At 66.9% G+C, this 22,237-nt stretch carries 18 protein-coding genes; 9 read left to right on the top strand and 9 right to left on the bottom strand.

All coding sequences use genetic code 11. From position 1 onward, the window contains the following. Positions 1-45: 45 nt before the first annotated feature. Positions 46-1,383: a hemolysin family protein gene (locus tag KRX52_RS03785; protein WP_217679827.1), complete on the top strand. Its 1,338-nt coding sequence runs from the start codon at positions 46-48 to the stop codon at positions 1,381-1,383. Positions 1,384-1,504: 121 nt separating this feature from the next. Here the strand turns inward: KRX52_RS03785 and KRX52_RS03790 are convergent, their stop codons facing one another. From KRX52_RS03790 to KRX52_RS03815, 6 genes are all read right to left on the bottom strand, one after another. Beyond that, on the bottom strand, positions 1,505-2,440 hold the full coding sequence (locus tag KRX52_RS03790; RefSeq protein WP_217679828.1) for a peptidoglycan DD-metalloendopeptidase family protein: 936 nt from the start codon (positions 2,438-2,440) through the stop codon (positions 1,505-1,507). A 178-nt stretch (positions 2,441-2,618) separates the two neighbouring features. Further along, the gene (gene phoU / locus KRX52_RS03795) at positions 2,619-3,347 is read right to left on the bottom strand and encodes a phosphate signaling complex protein PhoU (protein WP_217679829.1); all 729 of its coding nucleotides are present in this window, start codon (positions 3,345-3,347) and stop codon (positions 2,619-2,621) included. Positions 3,348-3,429: 82 nt separating this feature from the next. Next, positions 3,430-4,263, bottom strand: a complete 834-nt coding sequence (pstB, locus tag KRX52_RS03800) for a phosphate ABC transporter ATP-binding protein PstB (protein WP_217679830.1) — start codon at positions 4,261-4,263, stop codon at positions 3,430-3,432. A 110-nt stretch (positions 4,264-4,373) separates the two neighbouring features. Next, a complete protein-coding gene (pstA, locus tag KRX52_RS03805) occupies positions 4,374-6,044 on the bottom strand; it encodes a phosphate ABC transporter permease PstA (RefSeq protein WP_437439684.1) in 1,671 nt (556 codons plus the stop codon). A gap of 27 nt (positions 6,045-6,071) precedes the next feature. After that, complete coding sequence (locus KRX52_RS03810; protein WP_217679832.1) at positions 6,072-8,357, bottom strand: ABC transporter permease family protein; 2,286 nt, start codon at positions 8,355-8,357, stop codon at positions 6,072-6,074. Positions 8,358-8,495: 138 nt separating this feature from the next. Then, a complete protein-coding gene (locus KRX52_RS03815; protein WP_217679833.1) occupies positions 8,496-9,464 on the bottom strand; it encodes a phosphate ABC transporter substrate-binding protein PstS family protein in 969 nt (322 codons plus the stop codon). A 217-nt stretch (positions 9,465-9,681) separates the two neighbouring features. Here KRX52_RS03815 and KRX52_RS03820 point away from each other — a divergent pair, with 217 nt between their 5' ends. After that, positions 9,682-10,083, top strand: a complete 402-nt coding sequence (locus KRX52_RS03820; RefSeq protein WP_217679834.1) for an acyl-CoA thioesterase — start codon at positions 9,682-9,684, stop codon at positions 10,081-10,083. A gap of 87 nt (positions 10,084-10,170) precedes the next feature. On the opposite strand, the gene aguA is transcribed toward KRX52_RS03820, so the two are convergent. From aguA to KRX52_RS03835, 3 genes are all read right to left on the bottom strand, one after another. Then, the gene (gene aguA, locus KRX52_RS03825; RefSeq protein WP_217679835.1) at positions 10,171-11,277 is read right to left on the bottom strand and encodes an agmatine deiminase; all 1,107 of its coding nucleotides are present in this window, start codon (positions 11,275-11,277) and stop codon (positions 10,171-10,173) included. Positions 11,278-11,372: 95 nt separating this feature from the next. Then, a complete protein-coding gene (aguB, locus tag KRX52_RS03830) occupies positions 11,373-12,251 on the bottom strand; it encodes an N-carbamoylputrescine amidase (protein ID WP_217679836.1) in 879 nt (292 codons plus the stop codon). A gap of 220 nt (positions 12,252-12,471) precedes the next feature. Further along, positions 12,472-13,848, bottom strand: a complete 1,377-nt coding sequence (locus tag KRX52_RS03835; protein WP_217679837.1) for a glutamine synthetase family protein — start codon at positions 13,846-13,848, stop codon at positions 12,472-12,474. Between the two features lie 268 nt (positions 13,849-14,116). Between KRX52_RS03835 and KRX52_RS03840 the strand changes: the two genes are divergently transcribed. From KRX52_RS03840 to KRX52_RS03870, 7 genes are all read left to right on the top strand, one after another. Further along, positions 14,117-14,869: a gamma-glutamyl-gamma-aminobutyrate hydrolase family protein gene (locus KRX52_RS03840; protein WP_217679838.1), complete on the top strand. Its 753-nt coding sequence runs from the start codon at positions 14,117-14,119 to the stop codon at positions 14,867-14,869. A 37-nt stretch (positions 14,870-14,906) separates the two neighbouring features. Continuing rightward, entirely contained in the window at positions 14,907-16,265 is a 1,359-nt protein-coding gene (locus KRX52_RS03845; RefSeq protein WP_217679839.1) for a glutamine synthetase family protein, read from the top strand. A 31-nt stretch (positions 16,266-16,296) separates the two neighbouring features. Further along, entirely contained in the window at positions 16,297-17,658 is a 1,362-nt protein-coding gene (locus KRX52_RS03850; RefSeq protein WP_217679840.1) for an aspartate aminotransferase family protein, read from the top strand. 128 nt (positions 17,659-17,786) lie between these two features. Continuing rightward, positions 17,787-18,884 (top strand): polyamine ABC transporter substrate-binding protein, encoded by a 1,098-nt coding sequence (locus KRX52_RS03855; protein WP_217679841.1) that lies wholly within the window; start codon positions 17,787-17,789, stop codon positions 18,882-18,884. 240 nt (positions 18,885-19,124) lie between these two features. Continuing rightward, positions 19,125-20,276: an ABC transporter ATP-binding protein gene (locus KRX52_RS03860; protein WP_217679842.1), complete on the top strand. Its 1,152-nt coding sequence runs from the start codon at positions 19,125-19,127 to the stop codon at positions 20,274-20,276. Further along, positions 20,273-21,175, top strand: coding sequence for an ABC transporter permease subunit (locus KRX52_RS03865; protein WP_217679843.1), 903 nt, complete (start codon positions 20,273-20,275; stop codon positions 21,173-21,175). Before KRX52_RS03860 ends, KRX52_RS03865 begins: the two co-directional genes overlap by 4 nt. Next, the gene (locus tag KRX52_RS03870; RefSeq protein ID WP_217679844.1) at positions 21,172-22,020 is read left to right on the top strand and encodes an ABC transporter permease subunit; all 849 of its coding nucleotides are present in this window, start codon (positions 21,172-21,174) and stop codon (positions 22,018-22,020) included. Before KRX52_RS03865 ends, KRX52_RS03870 begins: the two co-directional genes overlap by 4 nt. Positions 22,021-22,237: the final 217 nt, after the last annotated feature.

Raw genomic sequence — 22,237 nt, forward strand, 5'->3', positions numbered from 1 at the left:
GTCAGATCCCATCCTATAGCCCTCATTACCTATACAAGACCGTCCATGGACCCCTCCCCCAGCGCCACCCTGTTCAGCTACTTCGCCGACTTCGGCCTCATTCTGTTCGCCCTGCTCCTCGTCCTGCTCAACGGCTTCTTCGTCGCCGCCGAGTTCGCCATGGTCAAGCTGCGCTCCACCCGCGTCGAGACCATCGCCGCCGAACACGGCTGGCGCGGGCATATCCTGCGCACCGTGCACGGCCAGCTCGACGCCTACCTGTCGGCCTGCCAGCTGGGCATCACCCTCGCCTCCCTCGGCCTCGGCTGGGTCGGCGAGCCGGCCTTCGCCCACCTGCTCGAACCCCTGCTGGGGCAGCTCGGCATCGACTCGCCGACGCTGGTACACGGCATCTCCTTCTTCAGCGCCTTCTTCGTCATTTCCTACCTGCACATCGTGGTCGGCGAACTGGCGCCCAAGTCCTGGGCGATCCGCCAGCCCGAGCTGCTGTCGCTGTGGACCGCCGTGCCGCTGTACCTGTTCTACTGGGCCATGTACCCGGCGATCTGGGTGCTCAACACCAGCGCCAACGCCATCCTGCGCATTGCCGGCCAGGGCGAGCCGGGGCCGCACCACGAGCATCACTACAGCAGCGACGAGCTGAAGCTGATCCTGCATTCCAGTCGCGCCCGCGACCCCAGCGACCAGGGCATGCGCGTGCTGGCCTCAGCCATGGAGCTGGGCGAACTGGAGGTGGTGGACTGGGCCAACTCGCGCGAGGACCTGGTCTGCCTCGACGCCGACGCCAGCCTCAGCGAAACCCTCGACGAGATCCGCCGCCACAAGTACAGCCGCTACCCGGTGCTGGACGCCGAGCAGCAGTTCATCGGCGTGCTGCACATCAAGGACCTGCTGCTGGCCCTGGCCGGTGCCGAGCGACCGGCGGAAGCCTTCGACCTGCGTCCCCTGCTGCGCCCGCTGGAGCGGGTGTCGCGGCACATGCCGCTCGGCCGCCTGCTCGAGCAGTTCCGCCAGGGTGGCGCGCACTTCGCCCTGGTCGAGGAGGCCGACGGCAAGGTGGTCGGCTTCCTGACCATGGAGGACGTGCTCGAAGTGCTGGTCGGCGACATCCAGGACGAGCACCGCAAGACCGAGCGCGGCCTGCTCGCCTACCAGCCGGGCAAGCTGCTGGTGCGCGGCGATACGCCGCTGTTCAAGATCGAGCGCCTGCTCGAGGTCGACCTCGACGAGGTCGAGGCCGACACCCTGGCCGGGCTGATCTACGACACCCTCAAGCGCCTGCCCGCGGAAGACGAAACCCTCGAGACCCATGGCCTGCGCATCATCGTCAAGAAGATGAAGGGACCGAAGATCCTGCTGGCCAAGGTCCTCAAGCTCGACTGATCGCGCCTCCCGCGCCAGCGCCTGGCGGCGATCGCAACGAAAAGGGCCACCCCGCGGGGTGGCCCTTTTTGTTGCCGCTCGAGCAGGCGCTCCGCTGCAGGTCCGCGCGGACGATGGCGCCTCAATCCTCGCCGCCGACGGCGTACCTGGGCAGGCTGTCGACCGGCTGGGCGAAGCGGAAGGGGATCGACTCCACCGCCAGACCGACATTGCGCTGCACCACGAAGTGCAGGTGCGGGCCGCTGCTGCGGCCGGTGTTGCCGGAACGGGCGATCGGCATACCGGCACGCACCCGCTGGCCGGAGGCAACCTGCACCGAACCCTGCTGCAGGTGCAGGTAGACGCCCATGGTGCCGTCGTCGTGGAGGATGCGCACATGGTTGCCGCCCGGCTCGGGCTTGACCCCGGCCTGGTCGTTGCGCGTGCTCACCACCACGCCCTGGCGCGCGGCGAGGATCGGCGTGCCTTCCGGCATGGCGATGTCCACCGCGTAGCGACCCTTGGCGGTGAAGTGGCTGTACAGGCCGTTGGCGCCCTGGCTCTGGCGGAACGGCCCCCCATTCCACGGCAGCGGGTAGCTATAGGGTTTGGGCAGCAGGCGCGGATCGCCGAGTGCATGGCTGAGCTTCGGCGTGTAGCGCAGCGGCTGCGCCGGATCGCGCGGCGCCAGGGTCAGCAGGCGGATCTGGCTGCGCGGCGGCAGCACCCAGCGCACCGGCTTGTTCGGCGCGCCGCTGGCGTTGGCCACATCCTCCAGGCGCAGCTCCAGTTCGACTGGGGCGAACAGTTCGTTGCGCACCCGCAGGGTGTCGCCGCCGGCATGCTTGACCACGTCCAGGCGCACCTGCCGCGCCAGATCGTTGGCCAGCTGCGGTCGGCCACCGGGCAGGCGCAGAGGACTGCCGGGCTCGCTGAACTGGAACACCCGCGCGCCCGGACGGGCCTTGTCGCTGTAGGTGACCACGCCATTGGCATCGACGTGCTTGTAGACGGTCAGCGCGCTGGCCGGAGCGGCCAGGCCCAGCAGGAGGGGCAGCAGGAGCAGGCGAGCAAGCATGATGGCACGGCGTCGGTGGTCGAAATTACCGGCAAGACTAGCAGTCCGCCATCACCTGGGCGAGTCGCCGGCCGCGGGGTTGTGACCGGCCTCGCGCCGCCCCGCCGCCGGCCGACCGGCGGCCTGACCTGGATCAGGCCTGGCGCGGCGCCGGCTGCCGGGGATGGCGAGGCGCTACTCAGGCCTGGCTGTCGTCCGCCTTCGGCTGGCCCTGCTTGGCCAGGCCGGTGTGGCGCACGTCGGTGCCGCGCACCAGGTAGATCACCAGCTCGGCGATGTTGCGCGCGTGGTCGCCGATGCGTTCCAGCGAACGCAGCGCCCAGATCACGCTGAGCACGCGGGAGATCGAACGCGGGTCCTCCATCATGTAGGTGACCAGCTCGCGCAGGGCGCTCTTGTACTCGCGGTCGACCTGCTTGTCGTACTGCGCCACCGACAGCGCCAGGTCGGCGTCGTAACGGGCGAAGGCGTCCAGCGCCTCCTGCACCATCTTGCGCACCTGCTCGCCGATGTGGCGGATCTCGACGTAGCCCTTCGGCGCCTCGCCCGACTCGCACAGCTCGATGGCGCGCTTGGCGATCTTGGTGGCCTCGTCGCCGATGCGCTCAAGGTCGATCACCGACTTGGAGATGCTGATGATCAGGCGCAGGTCGGAGGCGGCCGGCTGGCGGCGGGCGAGGATGCGCACGCACTCCTCGTCGATGTCGCGCTCCATCTGGTTGATCTGGCCGTCGACCGAGCGCACCTGCGCGGCCAGGCCGGAGTCGGCGGTGACCAGCGCGGAGACCGCGTCGTTGACCTGTTTCTCCACCAGGCCACCCATGGCCAGCAGGTGACTGCGGATCTCCTCCAGCTCAGCGTTGAACTGGGCGGAGATGTGATGGGTAAGGCCGTCTTTGTTGATCATGGATTCGCTCCGCAAAAGCTGACTGTAGGGTGCGCCGTGCGCACCGCTCCCTGGTGCGCACGGCGCACCCTGCGCATTCGGACTAGCCGTAGCGACCGGTGATGTAGTCTTCCGTCTGCTTCTTCGCCGGATTGGTGAACAGCGTGTCGGTGTCGCCGAACTCGATCAGCTTGCCCATGTACATGAACGCGGTGTAGTCGGAGACGCGCGCCGCCTGCTGCATGTTGTGGGTGACGATGACGATGGTGTACTGGCCCTTGAGCTCGTTGATCAGCTCCTCGACCTTGAGGGTGGAGATCGGGTCGAGCGCCGAGCAGGGTTCGTCGAGCAGCAGCACTTCCGGCTGCACCGCCACGGTACGGGCGATCACCAGACGCTGCTGCTGGCCGCCGGAGAGGCCCAGCGCCGAGTCGTGCAGGCGGTCCTTGACCTCGTCCCACAGCGCCGCACTCTTCAGCGCCCACTCGACGGTCTCGTCAAGCACGCGCTTCTGGTTGATTCCCTGCAGGCGCAGGCCGTAGACCACGTTCTCGTAGATGCTCTTGGGGAACGGGTTGGGTTTCTGGAACACCATGCCGACCCGGCGGCGCAGCTCGGCCACTTCCACGCCCTTGGCGTAGATGTCCTTGCCATCGAGGCGGATCTCGCCATCGACGCGGCAGCCGTCGACCAGGTCGTTCATGCGATTGAAGGTGCGCAGCAGGGTCGACTTGCCGCAGCCGGACGGGCCGATGAAGGCGGTGACGCGGTTGCGCGGGATGTTCAGCTGCACGTCGAACAGCGCCTGCTTGTCGCCGTAGTACAGGTTGAGGCCCGGGACCTCGAGCGCCACCGGCTCGTTGGCCAGGTCGAGGGTCTGCTTCTTGCGGCCGAGGGCGCCGATGTCGATGCCGTGGCTGTGGGATTCGTGTTGCATGGAGAAACCTCGATGCTGCGTTTTCCAGGGGTGGCGCCCGCATCAGCGCGTGCGCCACCGAACATTCGGTTGTCGGCGGTGGCTGGCCAAGGCCATCCACCTTGCCACTGTCAGTGATCCAGCGCCTTGTACTTCTCGCGCAGGTGGTTGCGGATGAATACCGCGCTCAGGTTGAGCAGGGCGATCACCAGCACCAGCAGCAGCGCGGTGGCGTACACCAGCGGGCGGGCCGCCTCGACGTTGGGGCTCTGGAAGCCGACGTCGTAGATGTGGAAGCCCAGGTGCATGATCTTCTGGTCGAGGTGCAGGTACGGGTAGTTGCCGTCCAGCGGCAGCGAGGGCGCCAGCTTGACCACGCCGACCAGCATCAGCGGCGCCACTTCGCCGGCGGCGCGGGCCACGGCGAGGATCATGCCGGTCATCATCGCCGGGCTGGCCATCGGCAGCACCACCTTCCACAGCGTCTCGGCCTTGGTCGCGCCGAGGGCCAGCGAGCCTTCGCGCAGGGCGCGCGGGATGCGCGCCAGGCCTTCCTCGGTGGCGACGATCACCACCGGCACGGCGAGGATCGCCAGGGTCAGCGAGGCCCACAGCAGGCCCGGCGTACCGAAGGTCGGCGCCGGCAGCGCCTCGGCGAAGAACAGCCGGTCGATCGAGCCGCCCAGCACGTAGACGAAGAAGCCCAGGCCGAACACGCCATAGACGATCGCCGGCACGCCGGCCAGGTTGTTCACCGCGATGCGGATGATGCGGGTCAGCAGGCCCTGCTTGGCGTATTCGCGCAGGTACACCGCGGCCAGCACGCCGAACGGGGTGACGATCACCGCCATGATCAGGGTCATCATCACCGTGCCGAAGATCGCCGGGAAGATGCCGCCCTCGGTGTTGGCCTCGCGCGGCTCGTCGCTGACGAACTCCCACAGCTTGGCGAAGTAGAAGCCCAGCTTGTCGAAGGTGCCCATGGCGTTCGGCTGGTAGGCGCGCACCACCTTACCCAGGCTGAGTTCCAGCTCGCGGCCGTCGGCGGTCTTGAGCAGCACGCTGTCGCGGTTGAACTGCTGCTGCAGGCCGATCAGCTCGCCTTCCAGCACCTTGTACTCGGCGTCCCACTGGGCGCGCTCGGCGTCCAGGTCAGCCTGGGCGACGGCATCCAGCTTGCCGTTCAGCTCCAGCTTGCGGGTCTGCAGGCGCAGGCGCTCCAGACCGGCGTTGATGCGGCCGATGTCCTTCTTCTCCAGGCGCGCGATCTGCGCGTGCAGCTCGTCGACGCGGGCGATGCGCGCCTGCAGCTCGGCCCAGGCCGCATCGCCTTCGGCGACCAGCTTGCCGTCTTCCTTGACGCCCTGCAGGTAGCCGTAGAAGTTGCCCCACTCGCGGCGCTCGAGCACCACCAGCTGCTCCGGGGTACGCGGCTCGTGCAGCCACTCGCCGACCACCCAGTTGAAGTCGGCACCGAACAGCTCGCGGTTACCGACCTTGAGCAGCTCGCGGGTCATGAACTCGCCGCCCGCGGTGTCCACCGGCAGGCCGCTGGCGGCCAGGCGCGCACGCGGCACCTCCTCGGCCTGGACCATCTCGCCGGCGATCACCTTCGGCTCCTGGCCGGGGATGCGGTAGCTGGCTTCCAGTACGTCGGCCGGCCAGAAGTGACCGAGACCGCGCACGGCGATGACCGCCAGCAGACCGAGGGTCATGATCACCGCGATGGACACCGCGCCACCGGTCATCCATACCCACGGCGAACCGCTCTTGAACCAGGCTTTGAGGTTTTTCTGTTTCACGTTCACGGACGTCTACCTTCCCGAGTCTTAGAGCGAGGCGTATTTCTTGCGCAGGCGGGTGCGAATCAGCTCCGCCAGGGTGTTCATCACGAAGGTGAAGGCCAGCAGCACCAGTGCAGCGAGGAACAGCACGCGGTAGTGGCTGCTGCCGACTTCCGACTCGGGCATTTCCACCGCCGTGTTGGCGGCCAGGGTGCGCAGACCTTCGAAGATGTTCATGTCCATGATCGGCGTGTTGCCGGTGGCCATCAGCACGATCATGGTCTCGCCCACGGCGCGGCCGAGGCCGATCATCAGTGCCGAGAAGATGCCCGGGCTGGCGGTGAGGATCACCACGCGGGTCAGGGTCTGCCACGGCGTGGCGCCGAGGGCCAGGGAGCCGAAGGTCAGGCTCTTCGGCACGCTGAACACGGCGTCTTCGGCGATCGAGAAGATGTTCGGGATCACCGCGAAGCCCATCGCCAGGCCGACCACCAGGGCGTTGCGCTGGTCGAACGGAATGCCCAGGTCGTTGGACAGCCACAGGCGCATGTCGCCGCCGAAGAACCAGTTCTCCAGGTGGCCGCTCATGCCCAGCGACAGGGCCGCGACGGCGAGGATCACCGGGATCAGCAGCGCCGCTTCCCAGCCGTCCGGCACGCGCAGGCGGATGCTCTCCGGCAGGCGGCTCCACAGCCAGGCGGCGAGGAGGATGCCGACCGGGGTCAGCAGCAGCAGGCTGAAGATGCCCGGCAGGTGGCCCTCCACATAGGGGGCGAGGAACAGGCCGGCGAAGAAGCCGAGGATCACCGTCGGCAGCGCTTCCATCAGCTCGATCACCGGCTTGACCTTGCGGCGCATCGCCGGGGCCATGAAGTAGGCGGTGTAGATGGCCGCGCAGATGGCCAGCGGAGCGGCCAGCAGCATGGCGTAGAAGGCCGCCTTCAGGGTGCCGAAGGTCAGCGGCGCCAGGCTCAGCTTGGGCTCGAAGTCGGTGTTGGCCGAGGTCGACTGCCAGACGTACTTCGGCTCGTCATAGCTCTCGTACCAGACCTTGCCCCACAGCGCGCTCCACGACACTTCCGGGTGCGGATTGTCGATCACGAAGCGCTGCAGCTGGCCGTTGCTCTCCACCAGCACGCGGGTGGCGCGTGGCGACAGCGCGGCAACGGCGGCGCCTTCGGCGACCTGCTGGGTCAGCAGGGTGCGGTGCGCGGTGCTGTGGAAGATACCCAGGGTGCCCTTGGCGTCGAGGGCGAGGAAGCCCTTGCGGCGCTCTTCGGCGAGGATCTGGGTCACCGGGCTGTCGCCTAGCTGGAACTCGCGGATGCGGGTCAGCGCCGCCTTGCCTTCCTGGTCGCGGACCATGAACCACTGGGCGATGCCGCCCTTGGAATCGCCGACCATCAGCGAGATGCCGCCGAGCAGCGAAGTGGCGGTGGAGATCTCGGTCTCGCCGTCGTGGGCCAGGTTGTAGCGGCCGTTCAGGCTGTTGCTGCGCAGGTCGAACACGTCGGCGGTGGCGCGGCCGTTGAACACGTACAGCCACTGCTGGCGCGGGTCGACGACCAGCGCGCGGATCGGGTCGGCGATCTGCGGCAGGCTCAGGCGCTGCTCGTCGAGGGTGACTTCACCGGTGAACAGGTTCTCTTCGCGGCTCAGGCTGAGCACATGCAGCTCGCTGCCGGTGGAGGCGGCCAGCATCAGGGTCGAGTCGTTGAGGCTGAGGCCCACATGATCCAGCGCACGACCCTGCGGGTCGAGGGCGATGGGCGCCTCGCCGAACGGATAGTCGATCCCGCCGACGATGGTCTTGACGTTGTCCGGATAGGTGACCCGGTAATTGTGCTGCAGGACCAGTGCCTGGCCGTTGGACAGGCCCAGCGCCACGCGGCGGCTGCCCGGCTGGTCCTCGACCACCGAGGTCACGGCAACGCCGGCCGGCAGCGGCAGGCTGGCGCGATTCAGCGCCTTGCCGGTCTTGAGTTCGAAGAACTGCACCTGGCCCGTCTGATCCAGGCGCATGGCCACCTGGTTCTGCTCCTCGATGGCGATCAGCAGCGGCTTGCCCTGCTGCGCCAGCCAGGCCGGCTGTTGCGCATCACGCGCTTCCAGCGAAGCGCCGCCGAAGATCGGCAGCACGACACTGGTCAGATAGAAGAAGATCAGGGTAATCGCGCCAAGGACGGCGAGACCGCCGATGGATACGTACCAGCGCGCCAGGTGGTCCTTGAGCGCGCGCATGCGACGCTTGCGCTGTAGCGCCGGCGTATTGAAATCCAGTCGTTGCGATTTTGTGGAGGAAGTCATGGTTTCATCGGCCAAGTCATTCATGCGCACACCCTAGCGAGGGTTTATGACACAAAGATTACAGAGTGGTGACGCAGCAACGCCCGCCACTCTCGGGAGGGGCGGGCGTTGCTCTAGCTCGGGCTTATGCCCGCGGCATCCTTGCCACTGTCAGTCGTCGACTTACAGGCCAAGATCCTTCAGAGCCTTCGCGGCGATCTTGCTCGGCAGCGGGATGTAGCCGTCCTTGACCACCACTTCCTGACCCTGCTTGGACAGCACCAGCTTGATGAACTCGGCATCCAACGGGCTCAGCGGCTTGTTCGGTGCCTTGTTCACGTACACGTAGAAGTAGCGCGCCAGCGGGAACTTGCCAGCCAGGGCGTTGGCTTCGTTGGCTTCGAAGGCTTCGCCGCCCTTCTTCGACAGCGGTACGGCGCGCACGCTGGAGGTCTTGTAGCCGATGCCCGAGTAGCCGATGCCGTTCAGGGTGCTGGAGATCGACTGCACCACCGAGGCGGAGCCCGGCTGCTCGTTGACGTTGGCCTTAAAGTCACCCTTGCACAACGCGGATTCCTTGAAGTAGCCGTAGGTGCCGGACACCGAGTTGCGGCCGAACAGCTGGATCGGCTTGGCCGCCCACTCGCCGGTCAGGCCCAGGTCGCCCCAGGTCTTGAGGTCCTTGGCGCCACCGCACAGGCGGGTGCTGGAGAAGATCGCGTCGACCTGGGCGATGTCCAGGCTCTTGATCGGGTTGTCCTTGTGCACGAACACGGCCAGGGCATCGATGGCCACCGGTACGGCGGTCGGCTTGTAGCCGTGCTTCTCTTCGAAGGCCTGCAGCTCGTTATCCTTCATCTCGCGGCTCATCGGGCCGAGGTTGGCAGTGCCCTCGGTCAGCGCGGGCGGCGCGGTGGAGGAACCGGCAGCCTGGATCTGGATGTTGACGTTCGGGTAGAGCTTCTTGTAGTCCTCGGCCCACAGCGTCATCAGGTTGGCCAGGGAGTCGGAACCGACGCTGGACAGGTTGCCGGATACGCCGCTGGCCTTCTGGTAGGCCGGCAGAGCCGGATCAATGGCAGCGACCGCGCTGGCGGTAGCGACGCCAGCAGCGACGAAGGTCATGGCGGCCATCAAACGCTTCAATTTCATGCCTTGCTCCTAACGGATTGGAATAGTTCTGATCGGGGGCCAGTATCGGCAGGCCGCATGAATACTCTATGAATCGATTATGACAATTGCATGACCAGGCATTTCGCCACCGGCAACCGTCCGGCGGTCGTTTACATCCGCCACTGCCGGTATACTCTGCACTGGCATAATTGCTGCACCGCAACAACAATAATCCGCGCCCGAGCACCTCGCCCAAATGAACGACTTCGAACAGGACGACCCCATTCCGCAAGGCGACCTCGCCCTGCAGATCACTGCGCTGCCGCGCGAAACCAACGGCTTCGGCGACATCTACGGCGGCTGGCTGGTCGCCCAGATGGACCTCGCCGGTACCGCCATGGCCAGCCGCATCGCTGGCGGTCGAGTCGCCACAGTGGCCATCGACCGCATGGCCTTCCTGGTGCCGGTGGCCGTCGGCGCCCAGCTGTCCTTCTATACCCAGGCCGTGGCCTGCGGCCGCAGCTCGGTGCGTCTGCTGATCGAGGTGTGGAGCGACGACCCGCTGTCCAGCGAATGGCGCAAGGTCACCGAGGCGGTGTTCGTCTTCGTCGCCATCGACGGCAGCGGCCGCACCCGCCCGCTGCCGCCACGCAGCTGACACACCAGCGTCATCCAACTGTAGTCAAAAAATCCGCCGCTGCACGGCGGCCGGCCGCCAGGCCGCGGGCGGATATCCGCCCCGGACTCAGCCGCGCCGCGGCGCCGGCTGCTGCTGGGTGATGCAGTGGATGTTGCCGCCGCCGAGGAGAATCTCGCGCCCCGGCACCATCACCACCTCGCGCTCGGGAAACAGCCGCTGCAGGATGGCCTCGGCGCCGGCATCGTGCGGATCGGCGAAGCTCGGCGCGATGATGCCGCCGTTGACGATCAGGAAGTTGACGTAGGAGCCGGCCAGGCGGATCGACGGATCGCGCGGCTGGCTGCCGGCGACCCAGTCCACCCCGGCACACTCCTCGGCGGTCGCGTACAGCGGGCCGGGGATCGGCATCTTGTGTACACGCAGCGCCCGCCCCCGGGCATCGCGCGTCTGCTCGAGCACCGCCAGCGCCGCGCGGCAGCGCGACCAGTTGGGATCGCGCTCGTCGTCGCTCCAGGCCAGCAGCACCTCGCCGGGACGCACGAAGCAGCAGAAGTTGTCGACGTGGCCGTCGGTCTCGTCGTTGTACAGGCCATGCGGCAGCCAGATCACTTTCTCGACCGCCAGGTGGGCATGCAGCACCGCCTCGATCTCGCCGCGACTCAGCTGCGGATTGCGGTTGGGATTGAGCAGGCACTCTTCGGTGGTCAGCAGGGTACCCTCGCCATCGACATGGATGGCGCCGCCTTCCAGCACGAAGCCGTCGGTGCGGTAGCGCGCGCAGCGCTCGATCTCGAGGATCTTGCCCGCCACCTGGTCGTCGCGCTGCCACGGCGCGTACAACCCGCCATCCAAGCCGCCCCAGGCGTTGAAGGTCCAGTCCACGCCACGCACCTCACCGGCGTCGTCGACCACGAAGGTCGGCCCGCTGTCGCGCACCCAGGCATCGTCGCTGCTCAGCTCCAGCACACGGATGTCGCCGTGGGCCAGACGGGCGCGAGCGTTCTCGTACTGGCTGGCGCTGACACCGACGGTCACCGGCTCGAAGCGGGCGATGGCCTTGGCCACCGCGGCGAAGGCGGCCTGCGCCGGCTTGGCGCCGAGGCGCCAGTTGTCCGGCCGCTCCGGCCAGAGCAGCCAGGTCTGCGCGTGCGCCTCCCATTCCGCCGGCATGCGGAACCGGTCGGCGCGCGGGGTGGTGTTGAGGGTGGTCATGCTGTCACCAAAAGGTTGGGGGGCAGGCGAACGACGACGCGGCAGGCGCGAATTCATTCGCCTGACCGGGGCCACGCTGGCGAATGAATCCGCCCTTACGACTCCAGCACGCCGTCGAGGGTCCTCAGCGCGCCGTACAGGTTCGGCCGGCGGTCGCGGAACACGCCCCAGGCGCTGCGCACGTGCTCGAGGTGGTCGAGGTCGAAGCTGTGCAGGAGGATGCCCTCCTCGTGCTCGCCCAGCTCGGCGAGCTTGGCGCCGAACGGGTCGGCGATGAACGAGGAGCCGTAGAAGGTGATGTGATAGTCGTCCTGGTCCTCGCGGCCGATGCGGTTGCTGGCGATCAGCGGCATCAGGTTGGCCCCGGCGTGGCCCTGCTGCACGCGCTGCCAGTGGTCGCGGGAACTGATGTTGGGGTCATGCGGCTCGCTGCCGATGGCGGTCGGGTAGAACAGCAGCTCGGCGCCCTGCAGGGCCATGGCCCGCGCGCATTCGGGGAACCACTGGTCCCAGCAGATGCCCACGCCGATCCTCGCGTAGCAGGTGTTCCACACCTTGAAGCCGGTGTCGCCGGGGTTGAAGTAGTACTTCTCGTGATAGCCCGGGCCGTCGGGGATGTGGCTCTTGCGGTAGACGCCGAGCAGGCTGCCGTCGGCGTCGATGATCGCCACGCTGTTGAAGCGCGCGCGGCCGGCGCGCTCGAAGAAGCTGATCGGCAGCACCACCTTCAGCTCGCGGGCGACCTTGCGGAAATGGGCGATGGCCTCGTTGGTTTCCACTGGCGTGGCCAGCTGCAGGTAGTCCGGATTGGGCTTCTGGCAGAAGTACGGGGTCTCGAACAGCTCCTGCAGCAGGATGATCTGCGCCCCGCGGGCCGCCGCCTGGCGCACTAGTTTCTCGGCATTGGCGATGTTGGCGGCGCGCTCCCAGGAGCAGGCCATCTGGGTAGCGGCAACGGTGACGATGCGGGACATGACGACCTCGGGCAACGGGGAAACGGCTGCCTTCAAGCTGGCAGAGGATGGCGCCGGGGTCAAATGGCCGGCCGAAACGGGCGCGCCACAGTCCGCTGGTCATTCCCCGTCAGCCGTAGGGTGGAAAGCGACCGCTGGTCTTTTCCACCAGCGGGTAACGAGCCTGGGGTGGAAAATCGCTGCGCGAGTTTTCCACCCTACCGGCTACCAGTGCGGTCGATCAGACGGTGTGCAGGTACCAGTTGTACTCGAGGTCGGAGATCGAGTGCTCGAACTCCTCCAGCTCGTGCTCCTTGCAGGCGACGAAGATGTCGATGTAGTCGGGGTGGATGTAGCGGGCGAGGATCTCGCTGTCGTCCAGCGCGCGCAGGGCGTCGCGCAGGTTGTTGGGCAGGCTCTGCTCGAGCTGCTCGTAGGAATTGCCCTCGATCGGCTCGCCCGGCTCGATCAGGTGGGTCAGGCCGTGGTGCACGCCGGCCAGCAGCGAGGCCATCAGCAGGTAGGGGTTGGCGTCGGCACCGGCCACCCGCTGCTCGATGCGCAGCGCATCGGGGTTGCCGGTGGGCACGCGCAGGGCCACGGTGCGGTTGTCCAGGCCCCAGGACGGCGCGTTGGGCACGTAGAACTGCGAGCCGAAGCGGCGGTACGAGTTGACGTTGGGGCAGAGGAACGCCATCGACGCCGGCAGCGTCTGCAGCACCCCGCCGATGGCGTGGCGCAGGGACTCGTTCTGCATGGCGTCCTCGGCCGCGAATATGTTGCGTCCTTCCTGGTCGAGCAGCGAGATGTGCACGTGCAGACCGTTGCCGGCCTGGCCCGGGTAGGGCTTGGCCATGAAGGTGGTGTCCATCTCGTGGTCGTAGGCGGTGTTCTTGATCAGCCGCTTGAGCAGCACCGCGTAGTCGCAGGCCGCCATCGGGTCGGCGACGTGATTGAGGTTGACCTCGAACTGCGCCGGGGCACTTTCCTTGACGATGGCGTCGGCCGGGATGCCCTGGATGTGGGCGCCGTCGAGGATGTCGCGCAGGCAGTCGGCGTATTCGTCGAGGTCGTCGATGGAGTAGACCTGCACCGCCTGCGGACGCTTGCCGGAGATCGGCGAGCGCGGCGGTTGCGGACGGCCGTTCACGTTCTCCTGGTCGATCAGGTAGAACTCCAACTCAAAGGCGGCGCACACGGTCAGGCCCATGTCGGTGAAGCGCTGCACCACCTGGCGCAGCACTTCGCGCGGGTCGGCGAAGAACGGCTTGCCGGCCATCTCGTGCATGGTCATCAGCAGCTGCGCGGTGGGCCGGCGCTGCCAGGGCTCCATGCACAGGGTGCCGGGAATCGGGAAGCACACCCGATCGGCATCGCCGATGTCGAGGCCCAGGCCCGAGCTTTCCACGGTCGAGCCCTTGATATCCAGGGCGAACAGCGAAGCCGGCAGGTTGATGCCCTTTTCATAGACCTTGGTCAGCATGCTGCGGTCGATGCGCTTGCCGCGCACCACGCCGTTCATATCGGCAATCAGCAGGTCCACGAACTGGACCTCGGGGTGTTCCGCAAGGAACTCGTTCGCCTCGTTGAGCAGAACGGCACTCGGCGCGGGCAACATGATGGGACACCTTTCTTGTTAAAAATTTCAATCACATAGAGGCACGGTTTTGAGTCAATCCCAAAGGCTGCGGGTTGTCAATAGGCCCAGATGTTGCACATTGTTTGGGCACCTCGGGCCATTTCAGGGCAGCGCAGGGTCGGCAAATGGCGGGCCAATCGCGGTCGTTCGTCGCGCCTGTGCAGGCAAATGCGCCACAGTTGTCGAATAAATTGAACAAGGCTAATCTCGGGCCAGACCCCATCATTACCACGTCCCCGGGTGCCCCATGTCCCGCCAGCCCCTGATCGGCGTCACCGCCTGCAGCAAGCAGATCGGCCTGCATCCCTTCCACATCGTCGGCGACAAGTATCTGCGCGCCGTGGCCGTCAGCGCCGGCGGCCTGCCGGTGGCGATCCCGGCCATAGCCGAGCTGATCGACCTGCCCGCCCTGCTCGAACACCTCGATGGCCTGCTGCTCACCGGCTCGCCGTCCAACGTCGAGCCGCAGCACTACCAGGGCCCGGCCAGCGCGCCGGGCACCCACCACGACCCGGCGCGCGACCAGCTGACCCTGCCGCTGATCCGCGCCGCGGTGGATGCCGGCGTACCGCTGCTCGGCATCTGCCGCGGCTTCCAGGAAATGAACGTGGCCTTCGGCGGCAGCCTGCACCAGCGCGTGCACGAGGCCGGGCCGTTCATGGACCACCGCCCGGACGACGAGGCCCCCGTGGAGGTGCAGTACGGCCTCAGCCACCCGCTGCTGGTGCAGCCCGGCGGCCTGCTCGACCAGCTCGGCCTGGCGCCGCAGTTCGAGGTCAACTCGGTGCACGGCCAGGGCGTCGAACGCCTGGCCCCCGGCCTGCGCGTCGAGGGCGTGGCGCCGGACGGGTTGGTCGAGGCGTTCTCCGTCGAGCACGCGCGCACCTTCGCCCTCGGCGTGCAGTGGCACCCGGAGTGGAAGGTGACCGAGCACCCGGCCTATCTGGCGATCTTCCGCGCCTTCGGCGACGCCTGTCGCGAGCGTGCCGCCCGACACTGAGCCATGCTGTAAGGGACTACCGACTTGCGAGGTTGTTATGGCTAGCAAGCAGGACCGGCTGAGCAGCTGGCTGCAGGAACGCAGGATCATCGAGGTGGAGTGCCTGGTCAGCGACCTCAACGGCATCGCACGCGGCAAGATCGCGCCGACCAGCAAGTTCCTCGCCGAGCGCGGCATGCGCCTGCCGGAAAGCGTGCTGCTGCAGAGCGTGACCGGCGACTACGTCGAGGACGAGGTCTACTACGAGCTGCTCGACCCGGCCGACATCGACATGTTCTGCCGCCCGGACGACAACGCCATGTTCCTGGTGCCCTGGGCCGCCGAGCCGACCGCCATGGTGATCCACGACAGCTACGACAAGGTCGGCAACCCCACCGACCTGGCGCCGCGCAACGTGCTCAAACACGTGCTCAAGCTGTACGCCGAGCAGGGCTGGCAGCCGATCGTGGCGCCGGAGATGGAGTTCTACCTGACCCAGCGCTGCGACGACCCCGACTATCCGCTGCAGCCGCCGGTGGGCCGCTCCGGGCGCCAGGAGACCGGCCGCCAGTCGTTCTCCATCGACGCAGCCAACGAGTTCGACCCGCTGTTCGAGGACATGTACGCCTGGTGCGAGGCGCAGGGCCTGGATCTGGACACCCTGATCCACGAGGAAGGCACCACGCAGATGGAGATCAACTTCCGCCACGGCGACGCCCTGCACCTGGCCGACCAGATCTTCGTGTTCAAGCGCACCCTGCGCGAGGCGGCGTTCAAGCACGGCGTCACCGCCACCTTCATGGCCAAGCCGATGACCGGCGAGCCGGGCAGCGCCATGCACCTGCACCAGAGCGTGGTCGACCGGCTCAGCGGGCGCAACGTGTTCTCCAACGCCGACGGCAGCATGAGCGAGCTGTTCCTCAACCACATCGCCGGCCTGCAGAAGCTGATCCCCGAGGCGCTGCCGCTGTTCGCCCCCAACGTCAACTCGTTCCGCCGCTTCCTGCCCGACACCTCGGCGCCGGTCAACGTCGAGTGGGGCGAGGAGAACCGCACCGCCGGCCTGCGCGTGCCGGACGCCAATCCGCAGAACCGCCGGGTGGAGAACCGCCTGCCGGGCGCCGACGCCAACCCCTACCTGGCCATCGCCGCCAGCCTGCTGTGCGGCTACGTCGGCATGCTCGAGGGCCTGCACCCGTCGCCGCCGGTCAAGGGCCGCGCCTACCAGCGGCGCAACCTGCGCCTGCCGCTCAACCTTGAGGCGGCGCTGGAGGCCATGGAGCAGTCGAAGACCCTCGAGCGCTACCTGGGCCGGCGCTTCTGCCGCGGCTACGTGGCGGTCAAGCGGGTCGAGAACGAGAACTTCAAACGGGTGATCAGCTCCTGGGAGCGCGAGTTCCTGCTGCTTTCGGTATGAGCCCTCACCCCTGGGCAGGAGGCACTCCGTCATGACGCAACATCGCACCACCGCCGAGTGGCAGGCGCTCAGCCGCGAGCACCTGCTGGCGCCGTTCAGCGACTACAAGCAACTCGGCGCCAAGGGCGCGCGCATCGTCACCCGTGCCGACGGCGTCTACCTGTGGGACAGCGAGGGGCACAAGATCCTCGACGCCATGGCCGGGCTGTGGTGCGTCAACGTCGGCTACGGCCGTCGCGAGCTGGCCGATGCCGCGCACCGGCAGATGCTCGAGCTGCCCTACTACAACCTGTTCTTCCAGACCGCCCACCCGCCGGCCATCGAGCTGGCCAATGCGATCGCCGAGATCGCCCCGGAAGGCATGAGCCACGTGTTCTTCACCGGCTCGGGCTCGGAGGCCAACGACACCGTGCTGCGCCTGGTGCGCCACTACTGGGCGATCAAGGGGCAACCGTCGAAGAAGGTGATCATCGGCCGGATCAACGGTTACCACGGCTCCACCGTGGCCGGCGCCAGCCTCGGCGGCATGCAGGCGATGCACGAGCAGGGCGACCTGCCGATCCCCGGCATCGAACACATCGCCCAGCCCTATTGGTTCGGCGAGGGCGGCGCCCTGGACCCGCAGGCGTTCGGCGAATGGGCCGCCAACGAGCTGGAGAAGAAGATCCTTGAGGTCGGCGAGGAGAATGTCGCCGCCTTCATCGCCGAGCCGATCCAGGGCGCCGGCGGGGTGATCATCCCGCCGGAGAGCTACTGGCCGCGGGTGCGCCAAATCCTCGCCAAGTACGCCATCCTGTTCGTGGTCGACGAGGTGATCTGCGGCTTCGGCCGCACCGGCGAGTGGTTCGGCAGCCAGTACTACGGCCTGGAGCCCGACCTGATGCCGATCGCCAAGGGCCTGACCAGCGGCTATATCCCGATGGGCGGGGTGATCGTGCGCGACGAGGTGGCGCAGACCCTGGCCGAGGGCGGCGAGTTCTACCACGGCTATACCTACTCCGGGCACCCGGTGGCCGCCGCTGTGGCGCTGGAGAACATCCGTATCCTGCGCGAGGAAAAGATCGTCGAACGGGTCAAACAGGAAACGGCACCCTATTTGCAACGACGCTGGCAGGAGCTGGCCGACCACCCGCTGGTGGGCGAGGCCCGCGGCCTGGGCATGCTCGGCGCGCTGGAACTGGTCAAGGACAAGCAGACCCGTGCCCGCTTCGAGGGCCAGGGCGTCGGCATGCGCTGCCGCGAGCACTGCTTCGGCAACGGCCTGATCATGCGCGCGGTCGGCGACACCATGATCGTCTCGCCTCCGCTGGTGATCACTCCGGCGCAGATCGACGACATGCTCCTGCTGGTGCGCAAGTGCCTGGACGCCACCGCCGCCGAAGTGCTCGTCTGAGCGCCCGAACGGTTGAGCGGCGCGCCAGTCCTTGCCAGACTTTGCCACCGTGCGCTGGCCAGACACCGGAGGGTGCGGATGCTGACGGTGCACCCCGGAAGAACTCGAACAAACAGGAAACGCAACCCATGAAAGCATTCGCCAAGACCCTCCTCGCCGCCACGCTGGCCGCCACCGTGGCCGGCGCGGCCCAGGCCGACGACAAGGTGCTGCACGTCTACAACTGGTCCGACTACATCGCCCCGCAAACGGTGGAGAAGTTCGAGAAGCAGACCGGCATCAAGGTGGTCTACGACGTCTACGACAGCAACGAGACCCTGGAAGCCAAGCTGCTGGCCGGCAAGTCGGGCTACGACATCGTGGTGCCGTCGAACAACTTCCTCGCCAAGCAGATCAAGGCCGGCGTCTACCAGAAGCTGGACAAGGCCCAGCTGTCGAACTGGCAGAACCTCAACAAGGACCTGCTGAAGACCCTGGAAGTCAGCGATCCAGGCAACCAGTACGCAGCGCCTTACATGTGGGGCTCGATCGGCATCGGCTTCAACCCGGAGAAGGTCAAGGCCGCGCTCGGCGCCGACGCGCCGGTGAACTCCTGGGACCTGCTGTTCAAGCCGGAAAACATCGAGAAACTCAAGGGCTGCGGCGTCAGCTTCCTCGACTCGCCGACCGAAATGCTGCCGATCGCCCTGCACTACCTCGGCTACAAGAGCGACAGCCAGGATCCCAAGGAGCTGAAGGCCGCCGAAGAACTGTTCCTGAAGATTCGCCCGTCGGTGGCCTACTTCCACTCGTCGAAGTACATCTCCGACCTGGCCAACGGCAACATCTGCGTGGCCGTCGGCTACTCCGGCGACATCAACCAGGCCAAGGCGCGCGCCGAGGAAGCCAAGGGCGGCATCAAGGTGTCCTACAACATTCCCAAGGAAGGTGCCGGCACCTTCTTCGACATGCTGGCCATCCCGGCCGACGCCGGCAACCCGGCCGGGGCGCATGCCTTCATGAACTTCCTGATGCAGCCGGAAGTCATGGCCGAAATCACCAACTTCGTGCAGTTCCCCAACGCCAACGCCGCCGCCACCCCGCTGGTCGACGAGGCGATCCGGACCGACCCCGGCGTCTACCCGAGCGACGAGGTGATGAAGAAGCTCTACACCACCACCGACCTGCCGGCCAAGGTGCAGCGCACCATCACCCGCAGCTGGACCAAGATCAAGTCGGGCAAGTAAGCGCCGCGAGCGGAGTCCGGCCGCTCGCCGCAGCGACCGGACCGCGGTTCGACGAGGCCGGGCCGACGCTCCGCTGCAGGGTGTGTGCGTCGGCCTCTTTGTTTCTATGCAGTTGCCGGCTAATGTGCGCGCCTCGCAAATCATTGCCGCCCGCAGCGTCAGGCCGCCGCGGCACGCGCAACGCACCGATCAAACTGCCCCGGTCTCATGGCCGGGTTGCCCTGCCCCCGGGAGTACCAGATGGCGATAGCCTCCGCTGCCCAAAAGAAAGCCCAGTCCGGCACCCAACCGGCCCGCGAGGTCCTGGTCAAGATCGACCGGGTGACCAAGAAGTTCGACGAGATGGTCGCGGTGGATGACGTGTCGCTGACCATCCACAAGGGCGAGATCTTCGCCCTGCTCGGCGGCTCCGGCTGCGGCAAGTCGACCCTGCTGCGCCTGCTCGCCGGCTTCGAGCGGCCCACCGCGGGGCGCATCTACCTGGACGGCCAGGACATCACCGACCTGCCGCCCTACGAGCGGCCGATCAACATGATGTTCCAGTCCTACGCGCTGTTTCCGCACATGACGGTGGAACAGAACATTGCCTTCGGCCTCAAGCAGGACGGCCTGCCCAAGGCCGAGATCGCCGCGCGCGTGGCGGAGATGCTCAAGCTGGTGCAGATGAGCCAGTACGCCCAGCGCAAGCCGCACCAGCTGTCCGGCGGCCAGCGCCAGCGCGTGGCCCTGGCCCGCTCGCTGGCGAAACGGCCCAAGCTGCTGCTGCTCGACGAGCCGATGGGCGCGCTGGACAAGAAGCTGCGCTCGCAGATGCAACTGGAGCTGGTGGAGATCATCGAGCGGGTCGGCGTGACCTGCGTGATGGTCACCCACGACCAGGAAGAGGCGATGACCATGGCCGAGCGCATCGCCATCATGCACCAGGGCTGGATCGCCCAGGTCGGCAGCCCGGTGGACATCTACGAAACGCCGGCCAGCCGCCTGGTCTGCGAGTTCATCGGCAACGTCAACCTGTTCGACGGCGAGCTGGTCGAGGACGACGCCGACCACGCGAAGATCGCCTGTGCGCAGCTGGAGCGCCCGATCTACATCGGCCACGGCATCTCCACCCGCGCCGAGGAAAAGCACGTGACCTACGCCCTGCGTCCGGAAAAGCTGCTGCTGAGCATGGCGCCGCCCGAGCTGGAGCATGCCGACTACAACTGGTTGCGCGGCAAGGTGCAGGACATCGCCTACCTCGGCGGCCACTCGCTGTACTACGTCGAGCTGCCCTCGGGGCTGGTGGTACAGGCGTTCATGGCCAACTCGGAACGCCACGTCAAACGGCCGACCTGGGACGATGCGGTGTACGTGCACTGGTTCGATGACAGCGGCATGGTGCTGCACGCATGAACAGTCTCCGGCAACTGCTCCCGCGCGGCCGCCATCTGGTCATCGGCGTGCCGTTCTTCTGGCTGCTGCTGTTCTTCCTGCTGCCGTTCGCCATCGTGCTGAAGATCAGCTTCGCCGAAGTCGATGTGGCGATTCCGCCCTACACCGCCCTGCTCCAGTACATCGACCAGCAGCTGCAGGTGGTGCTCAACCTGGGCAACTACCTATTCCTCGCCGAGGACGAGCTGTACCTGGCGGCCTACCTCGGCTCGCTGAAGATCGCCCTGGTCGGCACCCTGCTGTGCCTGCTGATCGGCTATCCGATGGCCTATGCCATCGCCCGCGCCAGCAAGGCCATGCAGACGGTGCTGCTGCTGCTGATCATGATGCCGACCTGGACCGCGATCCTGATCCGCGTCTACGCCTGGATGGGCATCCTCGGCAACAACGGCCTGCTCAACAACCTGCTGCTCGGCCTCGGCCTGATCGACAGCCCGCTGCAGATCCTCAACACCGACCTCGCGGTGTACATCGGCGTGGTCTACGCCTACCTGCCGTTCATGGTCCTGCCGCTGTACGCCAACCTGGTCAAGCATGACCCCAGCCTGCTGGAAGCCGCCGCCGACCTGGGCGCGCGCCACCTGACCAGCTTCTGGAAGATCACCGTGCCGCTGTCGAAGAACGGCGTCATCGCCGGCTGCATGCTGGTGTTCATTCCGGTGGTCGGCGAGTTCGTCATCCCCGAGCTGCTCGGCGGCCCGGAGACGCTGATGATCGGCAAGGTGCTGTGGCAGGAGTTCTTCAACAACCGCGACTGGCCGGTGGCCTCGGCGCTGGCGGTGGTGATGCTGGCGATCCTGATGGTGCCCATCATCCTGTTCAACAGGAACCAGGCCAAGGAACTGGAGGGCCGCGTATGAACAAGCGCTTCAGTTTCTCCGGCTGCATGCTGATCGCCGGCCTGCTGTTCATCTACGTGCCGATGCTGATCCTGGTGATCTACTCGTTCAACGGTTCGCGGCTGGTGACCGTGTGGGGCGGCTGGTCGCTGAAGTGGTATGCCGGCCTGCTCGACAACAGCCAGTTGATGGGCGCGGTGGGCCGCTCGCTGGAGATCGCCCTGTACACCGCCATCGCCGCGACGGCGCTGGGCACCCTGGCGGCCTTCGTGCTCACCCGCATCCCGCGCTTTCGCGGGCGCACGCTGTTCGGCGGCCTGGTCACCGCGCCGCTGGTGATGCCGGACGTGATCACCGGCCTGTCGCTGCTGCTGCTGTTCGTGGCCATGGGCCAGCTGATCGGCTGGCCGGCCGAGCGCGGCCTGCTGACCATCTGGATCGCCCACACCACCTTCTGCTCGTCCTACGTGGCGGTGGTGGTCTCGGCGCGCCTGCGCGAGCTGGACCTGTCCATCGAGGAGGCGGCCATGGACCTCGGCGCGCGGCCGTGGAAGGTGTTCTTCCTGATCACCGTGCCGATGATCGCGCCGTCGCTGGCGGCCGGCGGCATGATGTCCTTCGCCCTGTCGCTGGACGACCTGGTGCTGGCCAGCTTCGTCTCCGGCCCCGGCGCCACCACCCTGCCGATGGAGGTGTTCTCGGCCGTGCGGCTGGGGGTCAAGCCGGAAATCAACGCGGTGGCCAGCCTGATCCTGCTGGCGGTATCGCTGTTCACCTTCCTCGCCTGGTTCTTCAGCCAGCGCGCCGAGGAGCGCCGCAGGCGCGCCATCCTGCAGGCCATGGAGGAGATGGTGAAGGAGCACTGAGCCGTCTGTTGCCGTCCGCAACGACAAGGGCCACCCCATGGGGTGGCCCTTGTGCATTTTGTAGGGTGGAAAACTCGCGCAGCGATTTTCCGTAAGTGCTCCACAAACCCCACATTCAAAGCGAAAAGCTGATGCCTGATGCTGTGCTCCCGATCTCTTTCTGGAGCCAGCCTCGCCATGATGCGACCCGACGCCAAAGTCGAAAAAGTCTATCTTT

This window comes from Geopseudomonas aromaticivorans, assembly GCF_019097855.1.
In the GTDB taxonomy this organism is placed as follows: Bacteria; Pseudomonadota; Gammaproteobacteria; order Pseudomonadales; family Pseudomonadaceae; genus Geopseudomonas; species Geopseudomonas aromaticivorans.

Bases quoted from the DNA above. Each gene is read 5' to 3' on its own strand.
- KRX52_RS03820 (WP_217679834.1), top strand. From the start codon at position 9,682: ATGAACGACTTCGAACAGGACGACCCCATTCCGCAAGGCGACCTCGCC.
- KRX52_RS03850 (WP_217679840.1), top strand. From the start codon at position 16,297: ATGACGCAACATCGCACCACCGCCGAGTGGCAGGCGCTCAGCCGCGAG.
- KRX52_RS03865 (WP_217679843.1), top strand. From the start codon at position 20,273: ATGAACAGTCTCCGGCAACTGCTCCCGCGCGGCCGCCATCTGGTCATC.
- aguB (WP_217679836.1), bottom strand. From the start codon at position 12,251: ATGTCCCGCATCGTCACCGTTGCCGCTACCCAGATGGCCTGCTCCTGG.
- aguA (WP_217679835.1), bottom strand. From the start codon at position 11,277: ATGACCACCCTCAACACCACCCCGCGCGCCGACCGGTTCCGCATGCCG.
- KRX52_RS03870 (WP_217679844.1), top strand. From the start codon at position 21,172: ATGAACAAGCGCTTCAGTTTCTCCGGCTGCATGCTGATCGCCGGCCTG.
- phoU (WP_217679829.1), bottom strand. From the start codon at position 3,347: ATGATCAACAAAGACGGCCTTACCCATCACATCTCCGCCCAGTTCAAC.
- KRX52_RS03840 (WP_217679838.1), top strand. From the start codon at position 14,117: ATGTCCCGCCAGCCCCTGATCGGCGTCACCGCCTGCAGCAAGCAGATC.
- pstB (WP_217679830.1), bottom strand. From the start codon at position 4,263: ATGCAACACGAATCCCACAGCCACGGCATCGACATCGGCGCCCTCGGC.
- KRX52_RS03835 (WP_217679837.1), bottom strand. From the start codon at position 13,848: ATGTTGCCCGCGCCGAGTGCCGTTCTGCTCAACGAGGCGAACGAGTTC.
- KRX52_RS03790 (WP_217679828.1), bottom strand. From the start codon at position 2,440: ATGCTTGCTCGCCTGCTCCTGCTGCCCCTCCTGCTGGGCCTGGCCGCT.
- KRX52_RS03810 (WP_217679832.1), bottom strand. From the start codon at position 8,357: ATGAATGACTTGGCCGATGAAACCATGACTTCCTCCACAAAATCGCAA.
- KRX52_RS03815 (WP_217679833.1), bottom strand. From the start codon at position 9,464: ATGAAATTGAAGCGTTTGATGGCCGCCATGACCTTCGTCGCTGCTGGC.
- KRX52_RS03785 (WP_217679827.1), top strand. From the start codon at position 46: ATGGACCCCTCCCCCAGCGCCACCCTGTTCAGCTACTTCGCCGACTTC.
- KRX52_RS03860 (WP_217679842.1), top strand. From the start codon at position 19,125: ATGGCGATAGCCTCCGCTGCCCAAAAGAAAGCCCAGTCCGGCACCCAA.
- KRX52_RS03855 (WP_217679841.1), top strand. From the start codon at position 17,787: ATGAAAGCATTCGCCAAGACCCTCCTCGCCGCCACGCTGGCCGCCACC.
- KRX52_RS03845 (WP_217679839.1), top strand. From the start codon at position 14,907: ATGGCTAGCAAGCAGGACCGGCTGAGCAGCTGGCTGCAGGAACGCAGG.